Annotated in this window: 19 protein-coding genes; 14 read left to right on the top strand and 5 right to left on the bottom strand. The window is 74.3% G+C overall.

All coding sequences use genetic code 11. The annotated features are described in order from the left end of the window. Positions 1-46: 46 nt before the first annotated feature. From BJP25_RS25975 to BJP25_RS25955, 5 genes are all read left to right on the top strand, one after another. Positions 47-364 (top strand): hypothetical protein, encoded by a 318-nt coding sequence (locus BJP25_RS25975; protein ID WP_075977575.1) that lies wholly within the window; start codon positions 47-49, stop codon positions 362-364. Next, positions 361-1,554 (top strand): transglycosylase SLT domain-containing protein, encoded by a 1,194-nt coding sequence (locus BJP25_RS25970; RefSeq protein ID WP_075977574.1) that lies wholly within the window; start codon positions 361-363, stop codon positions 1,552-1,554. Before BJP25_RS25975 ends, BJP25_RS25970 begins: the two co-directional genes overlap by 4 nt. Before the next feature lie 35 nt (positions 1,555-1,589). Then, complete coding sequence (locus BJP25_RS25965; RefSeq protein WP_075977573.1) at positions 1,590-2,756, top strand: aminotransferase class I/II-fold pyridoxal phosphate-dependent enzyme; 1,167 nt, start codon at positions 1,590-1,592, stop codon at positions 2,754-2,756. Positions 2,757-2,777: 21 nt separating this feature from the next. Then, a complete protein-coding gene (locus BJP25_RS25960; RefSeq protein ID WP_075977572.1) occupies positions 2,778-2,960 on the top strand; it encodes a hypothetical protein in 183 nt (60 codons plus the stop codon). A 96-nt stretch (positions 2,961-3,056) separates the two neighbouring features. Then, positions 3,057-3,818, top strand: coding sequence for a potassium channel family protein (locus tag BJP25_RS25955; RefSeq protein ID WP_233158254.1), 762 nt, complete (start codon positions 3,057-3,059; stop codon positions 3,816-3,818). Here BJP25_RS25955 and BJP25_RS25950 read toward each other — a convergent pair. Further along, positions 3,790-4,836 carry a threonine aldolase family protein gene (locus BJP25_RS25950; RefSeq protein WP_075977570.1) on the bottom strand — a complete coding sequence of 349 codons (1,047 nt, stop codon included), beginning with the start codon at positions 4,834-4,836 and terminating at the stop codon, positions 3,790-3,792. The genes BJP25_RS25955 and BJP25_RS25950 overlap by 29 nt on opposite strands. A 143-nt stretch (positions 4,837-4,979) precedes the next feature. Between BJP25_RS25950 and BJP25_RS25945 the strand changes: the two genes are divergently transcribed. The 4 genes from BJP25_RS25945 (at position 4,980) to purB (ending at position 8,445) form a co-directional block, all read left to right on the top strand. Further along, a complete protein-coding gene (locus BJP25_RS25945; RefSeq protein ID WP_075977569.1) occupies positions 4,980-5,498 on the top strand; it encodes a SigE family RNA polymerase sigma factor in 519 nt (172 codons plus the stop codon). 62 nt (positions 5,499-5,560) lie between these two features. Next, positions 5,561-6,337, top strand: a complete 777-nt coding sequence (locus BJP25_RS25940) for a hypothetical protein (protein ID WP_075977568.1) — start codon at positions 5,561-5,563, stop codon at positions 6,335-6,337. Between the two features lie 45 nt (positions 6,338-6,382). Then, positions 6,383-6,955, top strand: coding sequence for a TetR/AcrR family transcriptional regulator (locus tag BJP25_RS25935; protein ID WP_075977567.1), 573 nt, complete (start codon positions 6,383-6,385; stop codon positions 6,953-6,955). Between the two features lie 50 nt (positions 6,956-7,005). Beyond that, positions 7,006-8,445 (top strand): adenylosuccinate lyase, encoded by a 1,440-nt coding sequence (purB, locus tag BJP25_RS25930; protein ID WP_075977566.1) that lies wholly within the window; start codon positions 7,006-7,008, stop codon positions 8,443-8,445. A 54-nt stretch (positions 8,446-8,499) separates the two neighbouring features. On the opposite strand, the gene BJP25_RS25925 is transcribed toward purB, so the two are convergent. Continuing rightward, a complete protein-coding gene (locus tag BJP25_RS25925; protein ID WP_075977565.1) occupies positions 8,500-9,087 on the bottom strand; it encodes a hypothetical protein in 588 nt (195 codons plus the stop codon). A 59-nt stretch (positions 9,088-9,146) separates the two neighbouring features. On the opposite strand from BJP25_RS25925, the gene BJP25_RS25920 reads away from it, so the two are divergent. Then, positions 9,147-9,980: an MOSC domain-containing protein gene (locus BJP25_RS25920; protein WP_075977564.1), complete on the top strand. Its 834-nt coding sequence runs from the start codon at positions 9,147-9,149 to the stop codon at positions 9,978-9,980. Between the two features lie 46 nt (positions 9,981-10,026). Here the strand turns inward: BJP25_RS25920 and BJP25_RS25915 are convergent, their stop codons facing one another. Together BJP25_RS25915 and BJP25_RS25910 are read right to left on the bottom strand one after the other, a co-directional pair. Further along, complete coding sequence (locus BJP25_RS25915; RefSeq protein WP_075977563.1) at positions 10,027-11,610, bottom strand: GMC family oxidoreductase; 1,584 nt, start codon at positions 11,608-11,610, stop codon at positions 10,027-10,029. Positions 11,611-11,775: 165 nt separating this feature from the next. Beyond that, complete coding sequence (locus BJP25_RS25910; protein ID WP_075977562.1) at positions 11,776-12,774, bottom strand: NAD-dependent epimerase/dehydratase family protein; 999 nt, start codon at positions 12,772-12,774, stop codon at positions 11,776-11,778. A 106-nt stretch (positions 12,775-12,880) separates the two neighbouring features. Between BJP25_RS25910 and BJP25_RS25905 the strand changes: the two genes are divergently transcribed. The 4 genes from BJP25_RS25905 to purL all read left to right on the top strand — a co-directional run bounded on the left by BJP25_RS25905 (position 12,881) and on the right by purL (position 16,847). Then, the gene (locus tag BJP25_RS25905) at positions 12,881-13,420 is read left to right on the top strand and encodes a hypothetical protein (protein ID WP_075977561.1); all 540 of its coding nucleotides are present in this window, start codon (positions 12,881-12,883) and stop codon (positions 13,418-13,420) included. 249 nt (positions 13,421-13,669) lie between these two features. Next, the gene (gene purS / locus BJP25_RS25900) at positions 13,670-13,909 is read left to right on the top strand and encodes a phosphoribosylformylglycinamidine synthase subunit PurS (RefSeq protein ID WP_075977560.1); all 240 of its coding nucleotides are present in this window, start codon (positions 13,670-13,672) and stop codon (positions 13,907-13,909) included. Continuing rightward, positions 13,906-14,577 carry a phosphoribosylformylglycinamidine synthase subunit PurQ gene (purQ, locus tag BJP25_RS25895; RefSeq protein ID WP_075977559.1) on the top strand — a complete coding sequence of 224 codons (672 nt, stop codon included), beginning with the start codon at positions 13,906-13,908 and terminating at the stop codon, positions 14,575-14,577. Before purS ends, purQ begins: the two co-directional genes overlap by 4 nt. Then, positions 14,574-16,847 carry a phosphoribosylformylglycinamidine synthase subunit PurL gene (gene purL / locus BJP25_RS25890; protein ID WP_075977558.1) on the top strand — a complete coding sequence of 758 codons (2,274 nt, stop codon included), beginning with the start codon at positions 14,574-14,576 and terminating at the stop codon, positions 16,845-16,847. The genes purQ and purL overlap by 4 nt, the downstream gene beginning before the upstream one ends. A gap of 480 nt (positions 16,848-17,327) precedes the next feature. Here the strand turns inward: purL and BJP25_RS25885 are convergent, their stop codons facing one another. Next, complete coding sequence (locus BJP25_RS25885) at positions 17,328-18,815, bottom strand: aldehyde dehydrogenase family protein (protein ID WP_075977557.1); 1,488 nt, start codon at positions 18,813-18,815, stop codon at positions 17,328-17,330. Positions 18,816-18,831: the final 16 nt, after the last annotated feature.

Genomic DNA, 18,831 nt, shown 5'->3' with positions numbered 1-18,831 from the left:
TCGTCTCAGCCGCACCACGGAACTGCCACCACCCAGGGGGTCGCCGGTGACGGGCGCGAACTACAACCTGCAGGCCATCGAGCAGTGCCGGGCCGCCGTCGCGGGCCAGGCCGGGCCGGTCGCCGCGGCCGGGGACGGCCTGCCGGTGGAGGTGGACGCGGCCGCCTTCGGGCAGCTGCCCAGCTCCGGCGCCCTGGCCGAGGCGGTGCGGGCGCTGGCCACCGCCGCGGGCACCGAGCTGGACCGGGCGGGGGCGCTGCTGGACCAGGTCAACCACGCCCTCGACGCCATCGGCACCTCCGTGGCGAACACCGAGCAGGCGGCGACCCAGTCGCTCACCGCGGTCGGCGGGGGGCGGCGATGACCGCGAAGGACTCCGCCGCGAGCCTGGGTGGCACGGCCGCCCGCCTGGCCGCGGCGGCGGACAAGGTCTACACCGCCCAGCCCTCGGTGATCGCGGACCTGGGCACCCGGTTCACCACGGCGGGCTCGGCGGCGGTCGACGCCCTGGGCAAGCTCGACGGGTCGGTCAAGCAGCTCGACGGGGCCTGGCAGGGCGCCTCCGCGGACGCGTTCGTCGGCTACATGGGCGGCGTGGCCAAGGCGGGCACCTCGCTCAACGACGCGCTGACCGCCGCCGCGAGCGACCTCAGCTCGGCGGCGACGGGCGTCCAGGGCGCCAGGGACGCGCTGGAGGGCGTGTTCGGCGAGCTCTACGACAACGCGATGAGCTGGGTCAACGCGCACCCGGAGGCCACCCCCGAGGAGCGGTTGCAGTACGTGGAGGGCCTGGCGAGCGGGTACGCGGGCCGGGTCAACGAGCAGATCGGCAACGCCGACCGGGCCCTGGAGACCGCCGCGACGACCCTCAAGGGCCGGATGGGGACGGTCGGCCCCACGTTCTCCGCGATCCCCGACCCCAACGGCCAGGCGTTCACCCCCGGCCCGGGGCACGGCGTCGAGTGGACCCCCAGCCCGGTGCAGGTCGGCGGCGGCACGTCGGCGGCGAGCGCGGGCGGCAGCGGGACGGCCACCGCGACCCCGGCGAGCACCGGCGGCGGCGGTGGGGGCGGCGGCTCCGACTCCGGCGGCGGGTCCGGCGGGGGCTCCAGCTCCGGCGGGGGCGGCGGCGGTGAGCCCGGGGGCGGGTCCGGCGGGTCCGGCTCCAGCGGCGCGCCGCCGTCGAGCAGGCCGCCGGGCAACGTCCAGCAGTGGATCGACGAGGCCGTCGAGGAGCTGCGCAAGGCGGGCATCAACGTCACCGAGCAGGACAAGCAGCTGATCTGGGAGATCATCCAGCACGAGTCCAGCGGCAACCCCAACGCGATCAACAACTGGGACTCCAACGCCGCCAAGGGCACCCCGTCCAAGGGCCTCATGCAGACGATCGACCCCACGTTCCAGTCCTACAAGCTGCCCGGGCACGGCGACATCTGGAACCCGGTGGACAACATCTGCGCAGGCGTGAACTACGCGATCAAGCGGTACGGGTCGCTCTCCGGCGTGCCCGGCATCAAGGCCACCCACGGCGGCGGCGGGTACGTGGGCTACTGACCCGGGGGGTGCCGGGCACGACCTAGGGTGCGGGCATGCACCCGTTGAAGGTCGCCGCCCGCGCCCAGGTCCCGCCGTTCTACGTGATGGACGTGCTGGCCGCGGCCAACGCCCGGCAGCGCGCGCACGGCGACGTGGTGTCGTTCGCGGCCGGCCAGCCCGCCACCGGCGCCCCGGCCGCGGTGCGGGCGGCGGTGGCGGACGCGGTGTCCGCCGACCCCGGCTACACCGAGTCGCTGGGGCTGCCCGCGCTGCGCGCGGCCATCGCGGGCCACTACGACCGCTGGTACGGCACGCACGTCGACCCGGCGGACGTGGTGGTGACCACCGGGTCCAGCGGCGGGTTCCTGCTGGCGTTCCTGGCCGCCTTCGACGCGGGCGACCGGGTGGCGCTCACCCGGCCCGGCTACCCGGCCTACCGCAACATCCTCACCGCGCTGGGCTGCGAGGTCGTCGACCTGCCCACCCTGCGCCCCACCCCCGCGGACCTGGCGGCGGCGGGTCCGCTGGCGGGGGTGGTGGTGGCCAGCCCGGCCAACCCGACCGGCACCGTCCTCGCGCCCGAGGAGCTGGCCGACCTGGCCGCGTGGTGCACCGCGAACGGGACGCGCCTGGTCAGCGACGAGATCTACCACGGCATCTCCTACGGCGCGCGCACCGCGACCGCCTGGGCCACCACCCGCGAGTCCATCGTGGTCAACTCGTTCTCGAAGTACTGGGGCATGACCGGGTGGCGGCTGGGCTGGCTGCTGGTGCCCCAGCAACTGCGCTACGCCGTGGAGTGCCTGACCGCGAACTTCACCATCTGCCCGCCCACCCTGTCCCAGCAGGCCGCCGTGGCGGCGTTCGCCGAGGAGACCTACGCCGAGCAGGACGCGCACGTCGCCCGCTACGCGGTGAACCGGCAGGTGCTGCTCTCCGGGCTCGCGGCGCTGGGCATCACCCGGGTGGCGCCCGCCGACGGCGCCTTCTACGCCTACGCCGACGTCGCCCACCTCACCGACGACTCGATGTCGTTCTGCCACCGCCTGCTCGCCGACACCGGCGTCGCGGTGGTGCCGGGGGTGGACTTCGACCCGGTGGACGGGCGGCGCTGGATCCGGTTCTCCTTCGCCGGGAGCACCGAGGACGTGCGCGAGGGCCTGCGCAGGCTGGGGCCCTGGTTGGGAACGAACGCCCCGGCCCGCCCGTTGGAGGGGTAACTGTCTCGGGGAGGAACAGCCGTGCTGCTCAAGGTCATCGGCGCGATCATCGTCATCTGGATCGCCTTCAGCGTCATCGGGTTCATCTTCAAGGCGATCGGGACGCTGCTCCTCGTCGCCGCCGTCGCCACCGTCGGCGTCATCGCCTACGGCGCCGCCAAGAAGTCGCTCGGCGGCAACCGCAACCGCCAGATCCGCGGCTAGGTCGTGCCGCACGGACCCGCCCACCCGCGGGCCGCGGGGACCTCGCCGGGTCCGTCCACATTGTGCTGACCGGGCGCGCCGCGCAAGATGGCGTCCGTGAGCGGGCGGGACGATCCTGAACAGCGGCTCTCCCGGTGGGAGGCGCGCACCGACTGGGCCATGACCTCGCTGGCGGTCGCCTTCCTGGGCACCTACGCCTGGCAGGTCCTCGGCGCCGGGTCGTCGCCGCGGCTGCACGGGGTGCTGGAGGTGGCCCTGTGGGTCATCTGGGCGGTGTTCGCCGCCGAGTACGCGGTGCGCTTCAGCCTGGCCCGCAACAAGGGTCGGTTCGTCTGGCGGCACCTGTTCGACCTGCTCGCGGTGGCCCTGCCGATGGTGCGGCAGCTGCGCGCGCTGCGGCTGGTCACGGTGTTCAAGGTGCTCAACAAGCGGCTGGGGGCGGACTTCCGCGGCCGCATCGGCGTCTACGTCGCGGGCACCACCGCGCTGGTGGTGTTCTGCGCGGCCCTCGCGGTCTACGACGCCGAGCGGCGCAGCCCGGACGCCACCATCACCGGGTTCGGGGACGCGCTGTGGTGGACGATGACGACGATCTCCACCGTCGGCTACGGCGACCGCTACCCGGTCACCCCGGAGGGGCGGCTGGTGGCGGTCAGCCTCATGGTCGGCGGGATCGCCCTGCTCGGCGTGGTCACCGGCGTCATCGCGTCCTGGTTCGTGGAGAAGATCTCCGGGGTCGAGGAGTCGATCGAGGAGACCACCAGGGCCGAGGTGGCGGCGCTGCGCGCGGAGGTCGCCGCGCTGCGCGAGGTGCTGGCCGAGGCCGCGCTCAGACGCGGGCCGCCCGGTCCGGGCTGACCCGGTCGGCCCCGATGCGGCGCAGCGCCTCCCCGATGTCGGCGGTGGGCACGTCGCGGTGGGTCACGAACCGCACGTCGGCGCCGACCGGGGTGGCCAGCACCCCGACCCTGGCCAGGTTCGCCAGCGCCACCCGCACGTCCGGCACGTGCGCGAGCACGATGTTGGTCTGCGGCCGGTCGACGTCCCAGCCCAGCTCGGTGAGCCCGTCGGCCAGCGCGCGGGCGTTGGCGTGGTCGGCCGCCAGGTCGGCCACCCGCTCCAGCGCCACGATGCCCGCCGCGGCCAGCACCCCCACCTGCCGCAGGCCGCCGCCGAGCATCTTGCGCACCCGGCGCGCCTCGGCCACCAGCGCGGTGGGCCCGGCCAGCACCGAGCCGACCGGCGCGCCCAGGCCCTTGCTCAGGCACACCTGCACGGTGTCCACCCCGACCGCCAGCGCCGCGGGCGGCACGCCCAGGGCCACCGAGGCGTTCCACAGCCGCGCGCCGTCGAGGTGCACCCGCAGGCCCACCTCCTTGGCCGCCGACACCAGCAGCGCGTGCTCGTCGGGCTGGGTGACCGTGCCGCCCGCGAGGTTGTGGGTGTTCTCCAGGCACAGCAGCCGGGTGCGCAGCGCGTAGTAGGGCCCGCCCGCCGCGCCGAGCTGGCGGACCTGCTCGGCGGAGACCCGGCCGGGCCCGTGCGTCCACTCCAGCGGGTGCGGCATGCCGCCCGCCAGCCACGCCGAGGTGCCCAGCTCGGAGTCCAGCACGTGCGCCCCGCGCGGGGCCAGGAACCGGTCGCCGCGGTCGAGGTGCAGCACCAGCGCGATGACGTTGCCCATGCTGCCGCTGGGCACCCACAGCGCCGCCGCGGTGCCCAGGGTGGCCGCGACCTGCTCCTCCAGCCTGCGCACGGTGGGGTCGTGGTCGAGCACGTCGTCGCCGACCTGGGCGGCCGACATCGCCACGCGCATGGTCTCGTCGGGCTGGGTCACGGTGTCCGACCTGAGGTCGATCCGGCGCGGTGTGGTCACGATCCGATCACACCACACGGGCCGCGCGGCTACCCGCCACGCCCGGGGGGTGGGGGTGGCGCAGGTCTCACCGGGGCGTCGTGCAACCTATACCGGTGGTGCGTCCGTCCCCCCATCGGAACGACTGAGCGGAGAGCGTCCGCGTGGAAGAGCGCGAGGAGCAGGAGTTCGCGGAGTACTTCGCCGCCCGGCGGGATGCCGTGCGGCGCACCGCGTTCATGCTCTGCGGCGACTGGCACCGGGCGGACGACCTGGCGCAGACGGCGTTCGTCGCCCTGCACCGGCGCTGGCGCGGCATCCGGGACCGGCAGGCCCTGGACGCCTACGTCCGGCGCAGCGTGGTGCGGGCGATGATCGACGAGACCCGGCGCCCCTGGCGGCGGGAGCGCGGTGTCGACGAGGTCCCGGAGACACCGGCCCCCGAGCGCGAGGTGGGTGAGCGGGTCGCCACGCGCTCGGCGCTGCTGGAGGGGTTGGCGAAGGTGCCGCCCCGGCAGCGCGCGGCGCTGGTGCTGCGCTTCCTCGAGGGGCTCGACGTCGCGGCCACGGCCAAGGCGATGCGCTGCTCGGAGGGGACCGTGAAGAGCCAGACCGCCCGCGGGTTGGAGGCGCTGCGCGAGGTGCTCGGCGACGCGCTCGACGACCTGCGGTCCACGCCGTGAGCGCCCGCGCGCGGTGGGCCAGGACCGAGGCCGGTGCCCGGACGAGGAGGTGGAGCTGAACGATGGACGAGCGCAAGATCGCTGAGCTGTTCGAGGACGCGGTCCCGACCCCGCCCCCGCCGTCCTTCGGCCCCGGCGAGGTGGCCGCGGAGTCCGCGCGGCTGACCCGCAGGCGCAACCGCGTGCTGGGCGGCACCGCCCTGGGCGTGCTGGTGGTGACCGGGGTGGCCACGGCCGCGCTGACGATCGTGCCGCAGCAGGTGTCCGGTAACGATTCAGCGGCGGCCGCCGCACCCGTCACCGGATCGGGTAACGCGACCGCTGCTCCGAACGAGGTACCGAGCAGTGGCGAACCGCGGGTGCTGACCGTCCCCACCGGACCGGAGGCACCCCCCTCGAACTCCTCGCCCGAGACGTCCTTGCAGGGAGGCGGCTCGGGTGGGGGCGCCGGTGAATCCGGCGGCACCCCCCGCGGGTGCGGCAGTGTGGACCGGGAGCTCGCCGCTGCCCTCGCGGGCGAGCTCCCGGCCCCCACCGCCACCAGCGGCTCCTTCGTGGCCAGCCCGCTGACCTGCCCGGCCGGGGCGAGCTCCGGGGCCGTGGCGGCGCAGAACGGGCCGAACAAGGGCGTCGTGTCGATCCTGCTGGCGCCCGCGGGCGCGCAGCTGGCGCAGCCGCCGTGGGGCGACCGGCCGCAGGGCACGATCGGCGTGGTGGTCCCGGCGAGGTCGGGCAAGGTGCTGGTGGTCTCCCAGGAGCCGCTGGCCGGGTCGGACGCCCCGCCGCTGGACGACGCCGCGCTGCGCACCATCGGGGAGAAGCTCGCCGCCGGGCTCTGACCCGACCCGGACGACCAGCCGAACGACACCCCGGACCGGACCACCGTGACCACCCCCAAGGGCGAACGCCGCAAGCAGGCCCTCGTCGAGGCCGCCACGACCCTGCTGGTCGAGGGCGGCTTCGACGCCGTCCGGCACCGGGCGGTGGCCGAGCGGGCCGGGTTGCCGCTGGCCTCGACCACCTACTACTTCGACCGCCTCGACGACCTCATCGCCGCCGCCGTCGAGCACCACGGGCGCACCGAGCTGCGCTGGGGCCGCGCCGCCCTCGACGCCGCCGACACCAGCGCCGCCGACACCGCCGGGCTCATCCGGCTGGTGCTGGACCTGCTGCTGGGCCCGCCCGGCGACAACGACGCCGAGGCCGTGCTGCTGCGCTACGAGCGCCTGGTCGCCACCGGCCGCAGGCCCTACCTGCGGCCGCTGACCCTGGCGCTGGGCGAGGAGCTGCGCGTGCTGCTCGCCCAGGCCTTCGACCGCTTCGGCCGCCCGGTGGCCGCCGGGCGGCTGGAGCAGCTGATCGCCCTGGTCGACGGCGCGGTGGTCAACGCGCTCATCGAGGTCAACCCCGACCCCCGCGCCGCCGCCCGCCGGATGCTCACCGACTTCCTCACGTAGGCGCGGGGCCCCTCGGCGCGGCGCCGACGACCCGCCTAAGCTGCGCGGACGTGACCGCGCCGCAGAAGCCCAGCATCCCCAACGTCCTCGCCGAGCGCTACGCCTCGACCGAGATGGCGACCCTGTGGTCGCCCGAGGAGAAGGTGCGGATGGAGCGGGAGCTGTGGCTCGCCGTGCTCACCGCCCAGGCCGACCTCGGCATCGACGTGCCCGCGGGCGCGGTCGAGGACTACCGGGCCGCGCTGCCCACCGTGGACCTGGCCTCGATCGCCGAGCGCGAGCGGGTCACCCGCCACGACGTCAAGGCGCGCATCGAGGAGTTCAACGCGCTCGCGGGCCACGAGCACGTGCACAAGGGCATGACCTCCCGCGACCTCACCGAGAACGTCGAGCAGCTCCAGGTCAAGCGCTCGCTGGAGCTGGTGCGCGCCCGCGTCGCCGCCGTCCTGGCCCGGCTCGCCCGGCTGGCCACCGAGCACGCCGACCTGGTCATGGCGGGCCGCTCGCACAACGTCGCCGCGCAGGCCACCACCCTGGGCAAGCGCTTCGCCACCACCGCCGACGAGCTGCTGGTGGCCTTCGCCCGCCTCGACGAGCTGATCGCCCGCTACCCGCTGCGCGGGGTCAAGGGCCCGGTCGGCACCGCCCAGGACATGCTCGACCTGCTCGGCGGCGACGAGGACAAGCTCGCCGCCCTGGAGCGCACCGTCGCCGACCACCTCGGCTTCGCCACCACCCTCACCAGCGTCGGCCAGGTCTACCCGCGGTCGCTGGACTACGAGGTCGTCACCGCGCTGGTGCAGCTGGCCGCCGCCCCCGCGAGCCTGGCCAAGACCATCCGCCTGATGGCGGGCCAGGAGCTGGTCACCGAGGGCTTCAAGCCCGGCCAGGTGGGCTCCTCGGCCATGCCGCACAAGATGAACACCCGCTCCTGCGAGCGCATCAGCGGCTTCGCCGTGATCCTGCGCGGCCACGCCTCCATGGCGGGCGAGCTGTCCGGCGACCAGTGGAACGAGGGCGACGTCTCCTGCTCGGTCGTGCGCCGGGTCGCCCTCCCGGACGCCTTCTTCACCATCGACGGCCTGCTGGAGACCCTGCTCACCGTCCTCGACGAGTTCGGCGCCTACCCGGCCGTCATCGCCAGGGAGCTGGACCGCTACCTGCCCTTCCTGGCCACCACCAAGGTCCTGATGGCGGCGGTGCAGGCGGGCATCGGCCGGGAGACCGCGCACGAGGCCATCAAGGAGCACGCGGTCGCAGTCGCCCTGGCGATGCGCGAGCGCGGGCTGGCCGACAACGACCTGCTGGACCGGCTGGCCGCCGACCCCCGGCTGCCGCTGGACCGGGCCGCGCTCGACGTGCTGCTGGCGGACCGGCTGCCGTTCACCGGGACCGCGGGGACGCAGGTGGCGCGGGTGGTGGGCAGGGTGGAGGAGGTGCTGTCCCGCTTCCCGGAGGCCGCGGGGTACGTGCCTGCCGCGATCCTCTGACCCTTCGAGGTCAAGGATTCCGGGGATTGTGGGGCTGGCGGTGGGGTGGGGTGGTCAGAAGGACCAGGCCCACCCGCCGTTGCCCTCCAGGGTGCCGGGGCGGAAGACGATGGTGCCGGTGGTGAAGCGGGTGTCGAGGACGATCTTGCCGGTGAAGACCTCGCCCGGTGCGTCGAGGACGGGCAGCTTCTGGGCGGCGGGGAAGCACTTGTCGGCCGCGGGGGTGCGGACGGCGGTGTCCTGGGTGGTGTCGGGGCCGAGGACCTTGAACTCGGCGGTGCTGAGGTCGGTGAGGGTGGCGCCGTCGTAGTTGGGGCCGGTCTCGGCGGTGACGGTGATGGCGAGGAAGTGGCCGTTGGTCGGCTTCACCCGGGCCTTGGCCGTGCACCGGGGGTCGACCTGGATCTTGTCGAAGCTGAAGGAGACCATCAGGCCGAGGGCGTCGTCGCGGATGCCCGCCTGCTCGCCGAGCTTCTTGGGCAGCAGGGTGACGGCGCGGGTGGTGGGCGTGGGCGGGGTGGGGGGCGTGACCGCGCCCGCGATGCCCGCGGGGGTGCCGCCGACGACGTTGGTGCAGGCGGCGAGGGTGGTGGTGAGCGCGGCCGCGGACAGCACGACCAGCAGGGCCGACCAGACGCGCACAGGTGCCTCCCTCCGCGTTCCCCGGTCACCATTGTCGCACGCAGCGTTACCGTGGCGGGGTGCCAACGGTTTCCGCGCTGATCACGTACCCGGTGAAGGGCTTCGCCGGGGTGCCGCTCGACCGCGCCGAGGTCGGTGGCACCGGGTTGCCGGGCGACCGGCTGCTCATGGTCGTCTCCGCCGAGGACGGGTCCTTCCACAGCCAGCGCACCCTGCCCGCCATGGCCGCCGTCCGGCCCGAGCCCGTGCCCGGTGGCCTGCGCCTGCGGGCCGGGGGCGACGAGCACGAGCTGGTCGTGCGCGTGGACGGCCCGCGCAGGCCGGTGAGCCTGTTCGGGCGCTGGTTCGGCACCGGGGTCGACCAGGGCGACGAGGTGGCGGCCTGGTGCTCGGGGGTGCTCGGCGCCGACGTGCGGCTGGTGCGGGTGCCCCCGGACCACGACCGCGACGGGTTCGGCGTGCACCCCGGCAAGGTGGGCTTCGCCGACGCGCACGCCGTGCTCCTGACCTCCACCGCCTCCCTCGACCACCTCAACGACCGGATCGCGGGCGCGGGGGCCGAGCCGGTGCCGATGGACCGGTTCCGGCCCAACGTCGTGGTCACCGGCTGGCCGGACCCGCACACCGAGGACGACGTGCGCGTGCTGGACATCGGGTCGGCGCGGTTCGGCTTCGCGGTGCGCTGCGTGCGGTGCGCGGTGCCGATGGTCGACCAGGCGACCGGCACCCGCCGCGGGCCCGAGCCCATCCGGGCACTGGCGTCCTACCGCCGCGAACCCGACCACGACAACCGCGTCAGCTTCGGCGCGAAGCTGGCGGTGCTGCGGCCGGGGGTGCTGGCGGTGGGCGAGCCGGTGCTGGTGCGGGAGTGGGCCCCGGTCAGCCCTGCTTGATCCCGGTCACCCGTGCTTGATCCCGGTCACCCCTGCTCGATCCCGGTCAGCCCTGCTTGATGAGGTCGGCGGCCTTCTCCGCGAGCATGATGGTCGGCGCGTTGGTGTTGCCGCGCGGGATCACCGGGAACACCGACGCGTCCACCACGCGCAGCCCGTCGACCCCGCGCACCCGCAGCGCCGGGTCCACCACGGCGGTCTCCCCCGAGCCCATCGCGCAGGTGCCGACCGGGTGGTAGAGGGTCTGGGTCCAGGTGCGGACGTGCTCGGCCAGCTCCTCGTCGGACAGCCCCCTGCGGTCGGGCAGGTACGGGTCGGCCAGGAACCGGCTGAGCGCGGCCTGCCTGCCGATCTCCTCCAGCACCCGGATGCCCGCCACGGTGGCCTCCATGTCGACCGGGTCGGCGTAGTAGGCGGGGTCGATCAGCGGCCGCCAGCGCGGGTCGGCCGAGCGCAGCCGCAGCGTGCCGCGGCTGCGCGGGGCGACCAGGGTGGTGGCGGAGGTGAAGCCCGCCGCGGGCGACTCGCGCAGCCCGTTGTCGAAGAACATCGTCGGCGCCACGTGGAACTGCATGTCCGGCGCGTCGAGGCCGTCGCGGGTGCGCAGGAACCCGCCGCCCTCGCCGACGTTGGACGACAGCGGCCCGCGCCCCAGCGCCTGCCACTGGAGCAGCCGGGCCGGGGTGAGCGCGTCCTGCAGGTCGGTGGTGCCCTTGGTCGTCCAGATCACCGGCGCGGCGGGGTGGTCGTGCAGGTTGTCCCCGACGCCCGCCAGCCCCACCCGCACGTCCACGCCGACTTCGCGCAGGTGCTCGGCGGGGCCGATGCCGGAGAGCATGAGCAGCTGCGGGGAGTTGATCGCGCCACCGGCCAGCAGCACCTCGCCGTCGGCGTGCACGACGTGGGTCTGCCCGTCGCGCAGGTACTCGACGCCGACCGCGCGGGTGCCGTCGAGCACGACGCGGGTGCTCAGCGCGCCCGTGCGCACCGTGAGGTTCGCGCGCCCCTCCGCCGGGCGCAGGTAGGCGTCGGCGGTCGACCAGCGGCGGCCCTTGCGGCAGGTGACCTGGTAGAGGCCCACGCCCTCCTGGGTGGCGCCGTTGAAGTCGTCGGTGCGCTTGTGCCCGGCGGCCACGGCGGCCTCGACCCAGGCGGTCGTCAGCTCGTGGGTGAACCGCCGGTCCTCCACGTGCAGCGGGCCGCCGGTGCCGTGCAGCGGGCCCGCCAACCGGGTGTTGCCCTCGGCCTTGACGAAGTAGGGCAGCACGTCGTCGTAGCCCCAGCCGGTCGCACCGTGCGCGTCGCGCCAGGTGTCGTAGTCGGCGCGGTTGCCCCGGATGTAGATCATGGCGTTCATCGACGAGCACCCGCCGAGCGCCTTGCCGCGCGGCCAGTACGCCGACCGGCCGCCCATGTGCTTCTGCTCGACGGTCTCGTAGTTCCAGTCCCACCGGGTCTTGAACAGCGAGGAGAACGCGGCCGGGATGTGCACCGCGTCGGCGTCGTCGGGCTCACCCGCCTCCAGCAGCAGCACGGTGCGCTGCGGGTCCTCGCTGAGCCGGGCGGCCAGCACGCACCCCGCGCTGCCCGCCCCCACCACGACGTAGTCGAACGACTCCGCTTGCGCCACCGCGGCCTCCTCGCTCCGGTGAGCCCGATCCTGCCCCCTGCGGCGCCGCCGGGCCAGGCCGAGTCGCGCCCCTTCGCCCCCGCCCGGGACCGCCCTCCACGCGCACGGCGAACCCGGCGCGGCGGCGAACGAGCCCGCGCCACCCGGAGTGGGCGGGCCGGTGGGTCAGGTGGCGTCCACCGCCGCGAGCACCGCCCGCTCCTCGTCGGGGGTCAGCCCCGCGCCGCGCGGCTGCCGGTCCAGCCCCAGCTCGACCTCCCGCTCCATCGCCCCGGCCACGGTGTCGGCCAGCGGCCGCGGCTCCAGCCCCGCGGCCAGCGCGGGCCCGGCGTCGCGCGCGCCCATGTACCGGTGCGGCGGGGTCAGCCACAACGGCAGCGACTGCGGCCCCGCCCACGGCCGCACCCCCAGGTCGACCAGCGCCTGCTCGGGCACCAGCACCGGCTCGGCGCCCCCGCCCGCGACCTCCCGCACGCCGTCGAGCAGGTCGAGCAGCGGCACGGCGGGCCCGACGCCGTCGAAGGTGCCCGTGGTGCCCTGCTCCGCGGCGGTCACCACCCACGCCGCCAGGTCCCGGACGTCGACGTGCTGGATGAGGTGGTCGGCGTCGGGCACCACGGCCCGCCCGCCCCGGGAGAACCGGTTCACCCAGTACCCGAACCGGTCGTGCTCGTCCCCCGGCCCGCTGATCAACCCGGCCCGCACCACGAACGCCCGGTCCCCGACCGCCGCCCGCACGGCCTCCTCGCTGGCCACCTTCACCGCGCCGTAGAGCCCGGGGTCGGTCAGCGGCCGATCCCCGTGCTCGGCCCGCGGCGCCAGCACCCGGTCGCCGGTGCCGGTCGGCGGGGTGGAGAAGTCGGCGTAGGCGGAGATGGAGGAGATGAACGTCCAGTGCCCCGCCCCCTCCCCCAGCGCGTCGAGCGCCCGCCGCACCCAGGGGTGGGAGATCGTCGCCACGTCCACCACGGCGTCGAACCGCTCCCCGACCAGCGGCGCCAGCCCGTCCTCCCGGTCCCGGTCCACCACCACGAGCCGCGCCCCCTCCGGCACCGCCCCCGCCACCCCCCGCGCGGCGCACACCACCTCGTGCCCCCGCCGCACCGCCTCCGCCGCCGCGGCCCACCCCAGGAACCGCGTCCCACCCAGCACCAGAAGTCGCATGCCCCAACCCTGACAACCCGCACCCCCACCCGCCACCGCTCTCGCCACCGGCGAACACCCGCCCCAAGGCTCAAGATCAACCCCTGAAACACCCGATGCCCCCCGCGTGACAGTGCACGCCTTCGCCGACGAATCCCGGCGCAACCAGCTCTACCTCGTCGCGGTCGCCGTCGTCGACGCCCGCAAGCTCCGGCAATCCCGCAAGCTCATGCGGGGCATGCTGCTCCCCGGCCAGCGCGAGGTCCACTTCAAGAAGGAGATGCCCTCGCGCAGGCGCGGTGTCATCGCCGCGCTCTGCGCGGCGGACGTCGAAGCCCGCGTGTACACGGCGCACTGCTCGGGCGGGGAGGAGCGTGCCCGCCGCCGGTGCGTGCAGCAGTTGGGGCACGACCTGGTGAAGCTCGGTGCGGGCAGGCTCGTGCTGGACAGCCGGGAGACCCGCGACGAGGCCGACCGGGCCACCCTGCACCGCGTCCTCGCGTGCTACCCGCCCGATCAGGGGTTCGTCTTCGAGCACTTGGACAGCTGCTGGGACGAACTGCTGTGGATCGCCGACGCGGTGGCGTGGTGCTACGGGGCGGGTGGGGACTGGCGACGCCGGATCGCGCCGGTGGTGGTCGAGGAGGTCGACCTCACCGGGGTGTAGACCGGCCTGCCCCTGGAAAGCGCGAAGCCCGGCCGCCGACCGTCCGGACGGGGAACCGGGCTCACTTCCCCAACCGGAGCGGCTGGGGCACGAGCAATACTCTATCCCCCGGCGGGCGGGTGGTCCACCGGGATCACCCGGTCGTGGGGTGGTGCGCGTCACCGCTGGTGGTGCGGGGCGGCGGGGTGAACCCCCAGGTCAGGTACTCTTCATCGGTACCGGCCTTCTCGAAATCAGGAGCAGCCTGCCGTGGCCCGAGTCGTCGTCGACGTCATGCCCAAGCCGGAGATCCTCGACCCCCAGGGACAGGCGGTGGCGCGCGCGCTGCCGCGGCTGGGGTTCGCCGGGGTGTCCGACGTCCGCCAGGGGAAGCACTTCGAGCTGGAGGTGGACGACTCGGTCGACGACGCCACGCTGGCGCGGATCGCCGAGGGGTTCCTGTCCAACCCGGTGGTGGAGGACTTCGTGGTGCGGCGGGTGGGGTCGTGAGGATCGGCGCGGTCACCTTCCCCGGGACGCTCGACGACTCCGACACGCTGCGCGCCATCACCGCCGCGGGCGCCGAGGCCGTGCCGCTGTGGCACGGCGACGCCGACCTGCGCGGCGTGGACGCGGTGGTGCTGCCCGGCGGGTTCTCCTACGGCGACTACCTGCGCGCCGGGGCCATCGCCCGGTTCGCCCCGGTGATGGACGAGGTCATCGCCGCGGCCAAGGGCGGGATGCCGGTCCTGGGGATCTGCAACGGCTTCCAGGTGCTGTGCGAGGCCGGGCTGCTGCCCGGCGCGCTGCTGCGCAACGCGGGCCTGCACTTCGTGTGCAAGGACCAGTGGCTCAAGGTGGAGAACAACGCCACCGCCTGGACCACCCGGTTCGACGCGGGCGCCGAGGTCATCATCCCGGTCAAGAACATGGACGGCCGCTACACCGCGCTGCCCGCCACCATCGACGAGCTGGAGGGCGAGGGGCGCGTGGTGTTCCGCTACGCGGGCGCCAACCCCAACGGCTCGGTCAACGACATCGCGGGCATCACCGACGCCACCGGCCGCGTGGTCGGCCTGATGCCGCACCCCGAGCACGCCATCGACGCGCTCACCGGCCCCTCCGACGACGGCCTGGGCCTGTTCCTGTCCATCCTCGACGCGGCGGTGCGGGCATGACGGACACGGTCGACAACGCCAAGGCCACCCCCGACCACGAGCAGCCCTACCGCGAGCTGGGCCTCAAGGACGACGAGTACGCCCGCATCCGGGAGATCCTCGGCCGCCGCCCCACCGACGCCGAACTGGCGATGTACTCGGTGATGTGGAGCGAGCACTGCTCCTACAAGTCGTCCAAGGTGCACTGGAAGCACTGGTCGGCCAACACCACGCCGGAGATGAAGGCCAAGATGCTCGCGGGCATCGGCGAGAACGCGGGCGTGGTCGACATCGGTGACGGCTGGGCGGTCACGTTCAAGCTGGAGTCGCACAACCACCCGTCCTACGTCGAGCCCTACCAGGGCGCGGCGACCGGCGTCGGCGGCATCGTGCGCGACATCATGGCCATGGGCGCGCGCCCGCTGGCGGTGATGGACCCGCTGCGCTTCGGCGCCCCCGACCACCCCGACACCCGGCGCGTGCTGCCCGGGATCGTCGCGGGCGTCGGCGGCTACGGCAACTGCCTCGGCCTGCCCAACATCGGCGGCGAGGTCGTGTTCGACCCGTCCTACCAGGGCAACCCGCTGGTGAACGCGCTGTGCGTCGGCGCGATGCGCACCGAGGACCTGCACCTGGCGCACGCCAGCGGCACCGGCAACAAGGTGATCCTGTTCGGCGCCCGCACCGGCCTCGACGGCATCGGCGGGGTGTCCGTGCTGGCCAGCGAGACCTTCTCCGGCGACGAGGGCGGCACCGGGCGCAAGAAGCTGCCCGCGGTGCAGGTGGGCGACCCGTTCACCGAGAAGGTGCTCATCGAGTGCTGCCTGGAGCTGTTCCGCGAGGGCATCGTGGTCGGCATCCAGGACCTCGGCGGCGCGGGCCTGTCCTGCGCGACCTCCGAGCTGGCCAGCGCCGGTGACGGCGGCATGCGCGTGGAGCTGGACCGGGTGCCGCTGCGCGCGACCGGCATGACCCCCGCCGAGGTGCTCTCCAGCGAGTCGCAGGAGCGCATGTGCGCGGTGGTGGAGCCCGCCGACGTGGACGCCTTCATGCGGGTGTGCGCGAAGTGGGACGTGATCGCCACCGAGATCGGGGAGGTCACCGACGGCGACCGCCTGGTCATCACCTGGCACGGTGAGACCGTCGTGGACGTCCCGCCGCGCACGGTGGCGCACGAGGGCCCGATGTACGAGCGCCCCATCGCCCGCCCGCAGCACCAGGACGCCCTGGTCGCGGACACCCCGGACACGCTCGCCCGCCCGTCCGCGCCGGACGAGCTGCGCGCGCTGGTGCTGCGCATGGCGGCCTCGCCGAACCTGGCGTCCCGGCGCTGGGTCACCGAGCAGTACGACCGGTACGTGCGCGGCGGCACCGTCCTGGCCCAGCCGTCGGACTCCGGCATGATCCGCGTCGACGAGCGCACCGGCCGCGGCGTGGCCCTGGCCACCGACTGCAACGCCCGCTTCGTCAAGCTGGACCCCTACACCGGCACCCAGCTCGCCCTGGCCGAGGCCTACCGCAACGTCGCCGTCTCCGGCGCCACCCCGCTGGCGGTCACCAACTGCCTCAACTTCGGCTCGCCGGAGGACCCGGGCGTGATGTGGCAGTTCGAGCAGGCCGTGCGCGGCCTCGCCGAGGGCTGCAAGGAGCTGGGCATCCCGGTCACCGGCGGCAACGTCAGCTTCTACAACCAGACCGGCAGCACCGCCATCCACCCCACCCCCGTCGTCGGCGTCCTCGGCGTCATCGACGACGTGCGCAGGCGCATCCCCACCGGCATCGGCGCCGAGGCGGGCGAGACCCTGCTCCTGCTCGGCGACACCCGCGACGAGTTCGGCGGCTCCGAGTGGGCCCACGAGGTCCACGGCCACCTCGGCGGCACCCCGCCGCGGGTCGACCTGGCCCGGGAGAAGCTGCTGGCCGAGATCCTGCTCGCGGGCAGCCGCGACGGCATGGTCAGCGCCGCCCACGACCTGTCCGACGGCGGTCTCGCCCAGACCCTCGTGGAGACCTGCCTCATCGGCCAGACCGGCGCCCGCGTCTTCCTCGACCCGGACCAGGACCCGTTCGTCCAGCTGTTCAGCGAGTCGGCGGGCCGCGTGCTGGTGGCCGTGCCGCGGTCGGAGGAGCTGCGGTTCACCGAGATGTGCAAGACGCGCGGGCTGCCGGTCCGGCGCACGGGTGTGGTGGACCCGGAATCGGGCGCGCTGGAGATCCAGGACGTCGGTGAGATCCCGCTCGACGAGCTGAGCGCGGCGTGGGAGGGCACCCTGCCCGCGCTGTTCGGCTGAGGCGTTCGGCAGGGCCTTCCGTGCTGTCGCCCGGAAGGCCCTGAGAATCTCCGGTCGTTTGTGGGCTGGCTCGATGCGGTGGTCCTGTTTGGCCGGGGCCCCTGCGGCGTGCGTGGTTGCGTTGTGGGCAAAGCGAAAGCGCGGTTGGGCTTGGGTTCCGGGGTTGTCCACAGCCCGCTGGGTTGTCCACAGAACTTGCGCACGGGTCGAGTTTCGTTGCCCTGCGCCAGTAACGTTGAAAACAGGGGTCCCCTTGCCCGGGGGACCCTTGCGTTCGCGCGGGGTTGTGGCTGGGCGGGGTTGTCCACAGGGGACTGAGCTGTCCACAGGCGTTGTGCGCGGGCTGGGGTTTCGTTGCCCTGCACCGGTAGCGTTGAAAACAGGGGTCCCCTTGCCCGGGGGACGCCTGTGGGAGCGTGCGGGGTGGAGCCCGGTCTGGTGGCCGGGCTCCACCCGTTGCGGCTGGGGGGATCTGTGGGGCTAGCGGCGCTTGCCGTGCAGGAGGGTGATCAGCTTGGCCACCTGGGCGTCGACCTTGGCGGTGCGGGCGAAGGTGGTGAGGGTGAGGGGGGCCTTGAAGCGCTGGCGGGTGATGGCCTTGGCGCGGCCGAACTCGCGCAGGCCCTCGGGGCCGTGGATGCGGCCGAAGCCGGAGTCGCCGACGCCGCCGAAGGGCAGGGAGGGGACGCCCGCGAAGCTGATGACCGAGTTGATGGAGGTCATGCCGGAGCGGAGCTTGCGGGCGAGTTCGACGGCGCGGGCGCGGGCGAAGACGGCGCCGCCGAGGCCGTACTTGGAGTCGTTGGCCTTGGCCAGGGCCTCGTCCATGTCGCGGACCTTGCAGATGGTGAGGGTGGGGCCGAAGGTCTCCTCGCGGACGGCGGGGGAGTCCTCGGGGACCTCGACCAGGACGGTGGGCTGGACGTAGCGGTCCCCGACCGCGTCGGCGCCGCCGACGAGGGCCTTGCCGCCCGCGGCGAGGGCGTCGGTGATGTGGCGGCGGATGATGTCGAGCTGGCCGGGCATGGTGATGGGGCCGATGGCGGCGGTGGCGTCGGCGCCGGGGCGCACGCGGGAGGCCTTGTCGACCACGGCGGCGAGGAAGGCGTCGTAGACGCGCTCGTGGACGTAGACGCGCTCGATGCCGGTGCAGGTCTGGCCCGCGTTGGACATCCCGCCCCAGACCGCGCCGTCCGCGGCGGCCTCGACGTCGGCGTCGGCGTCGACCAGCATGGCGTCCTTGCCGCCCGCCTCGATGAGCACCGGGGTGAGCGTCTCGGCGCACGCGGCCATGATCTTCTTGCCGGTGGCGGGGGAGCCGGTGAAGGCGAGCTTGTCGACCCCGGCGCGGCACAGCGCGGCGCCGGTCTCGCCGTAGCCGGTGAGCAGCTGGAGCACCGGCTGCTCGGGCACCGCGTCGGCGAACGAGCGCACCAGCCACTCGCCCACGCCCGGGGTGTGCTCGCTGGGCTTGAACACCACGGCGTTGCCCGCGGCCAGGGCGTAGGCGATCGAGCCCATCGGGGTGAACACCGGGTAGTTCCACGGGCCGATGACGCCGATGACCCCGAGCGGCTGGTACTCCACCGACGCGGCCTGGTTGGCCAGCAGCAGCCCGGGGCTGCGCCGCTGGGGGCCGAGCACCTTGCGCGCGTGCTTGGCCGCCCACGCGGTGTGGTCGATGGCGAGGATGATCTCCAGCATGGCGTCGCCGTGCGGCTTGCCGGTCTCGGCGCGCACCACGTCGGCCAGCTGCTCGGCGCGCCGGGTGATGATGCCCTTCCACCGCTGCAGGCGCTCGGCGCGGCCGTCGAAGCCCAGGTCGGCCCACCAGGCGGCGGCGGCGCGGGCGCGGGCGACGGCGGCGCCCACCTCCTCGGCGGTGTGCACCGGGTGCGTGCCCACCACCTCGTCCGTGGCCGGGTTGAGCGACTCGAAGGTTGTCCTCGTCGACTGCGCGCTCGTCATGGCCCCACGCTACCCA

The organism is Actinokineospora bangkokensis (assembly GCF_001940455.1).
Classification (GTDB): Bacteria; Actinomycetota; Actinomycetes; order Mycobacteriales; family Pseudonocardiaceae; genus Actinokineospora; species Actinokineospora bangkokensis.
This window is presented reverse-complemented; position numbering and strand designations above follow the sequence as displayed.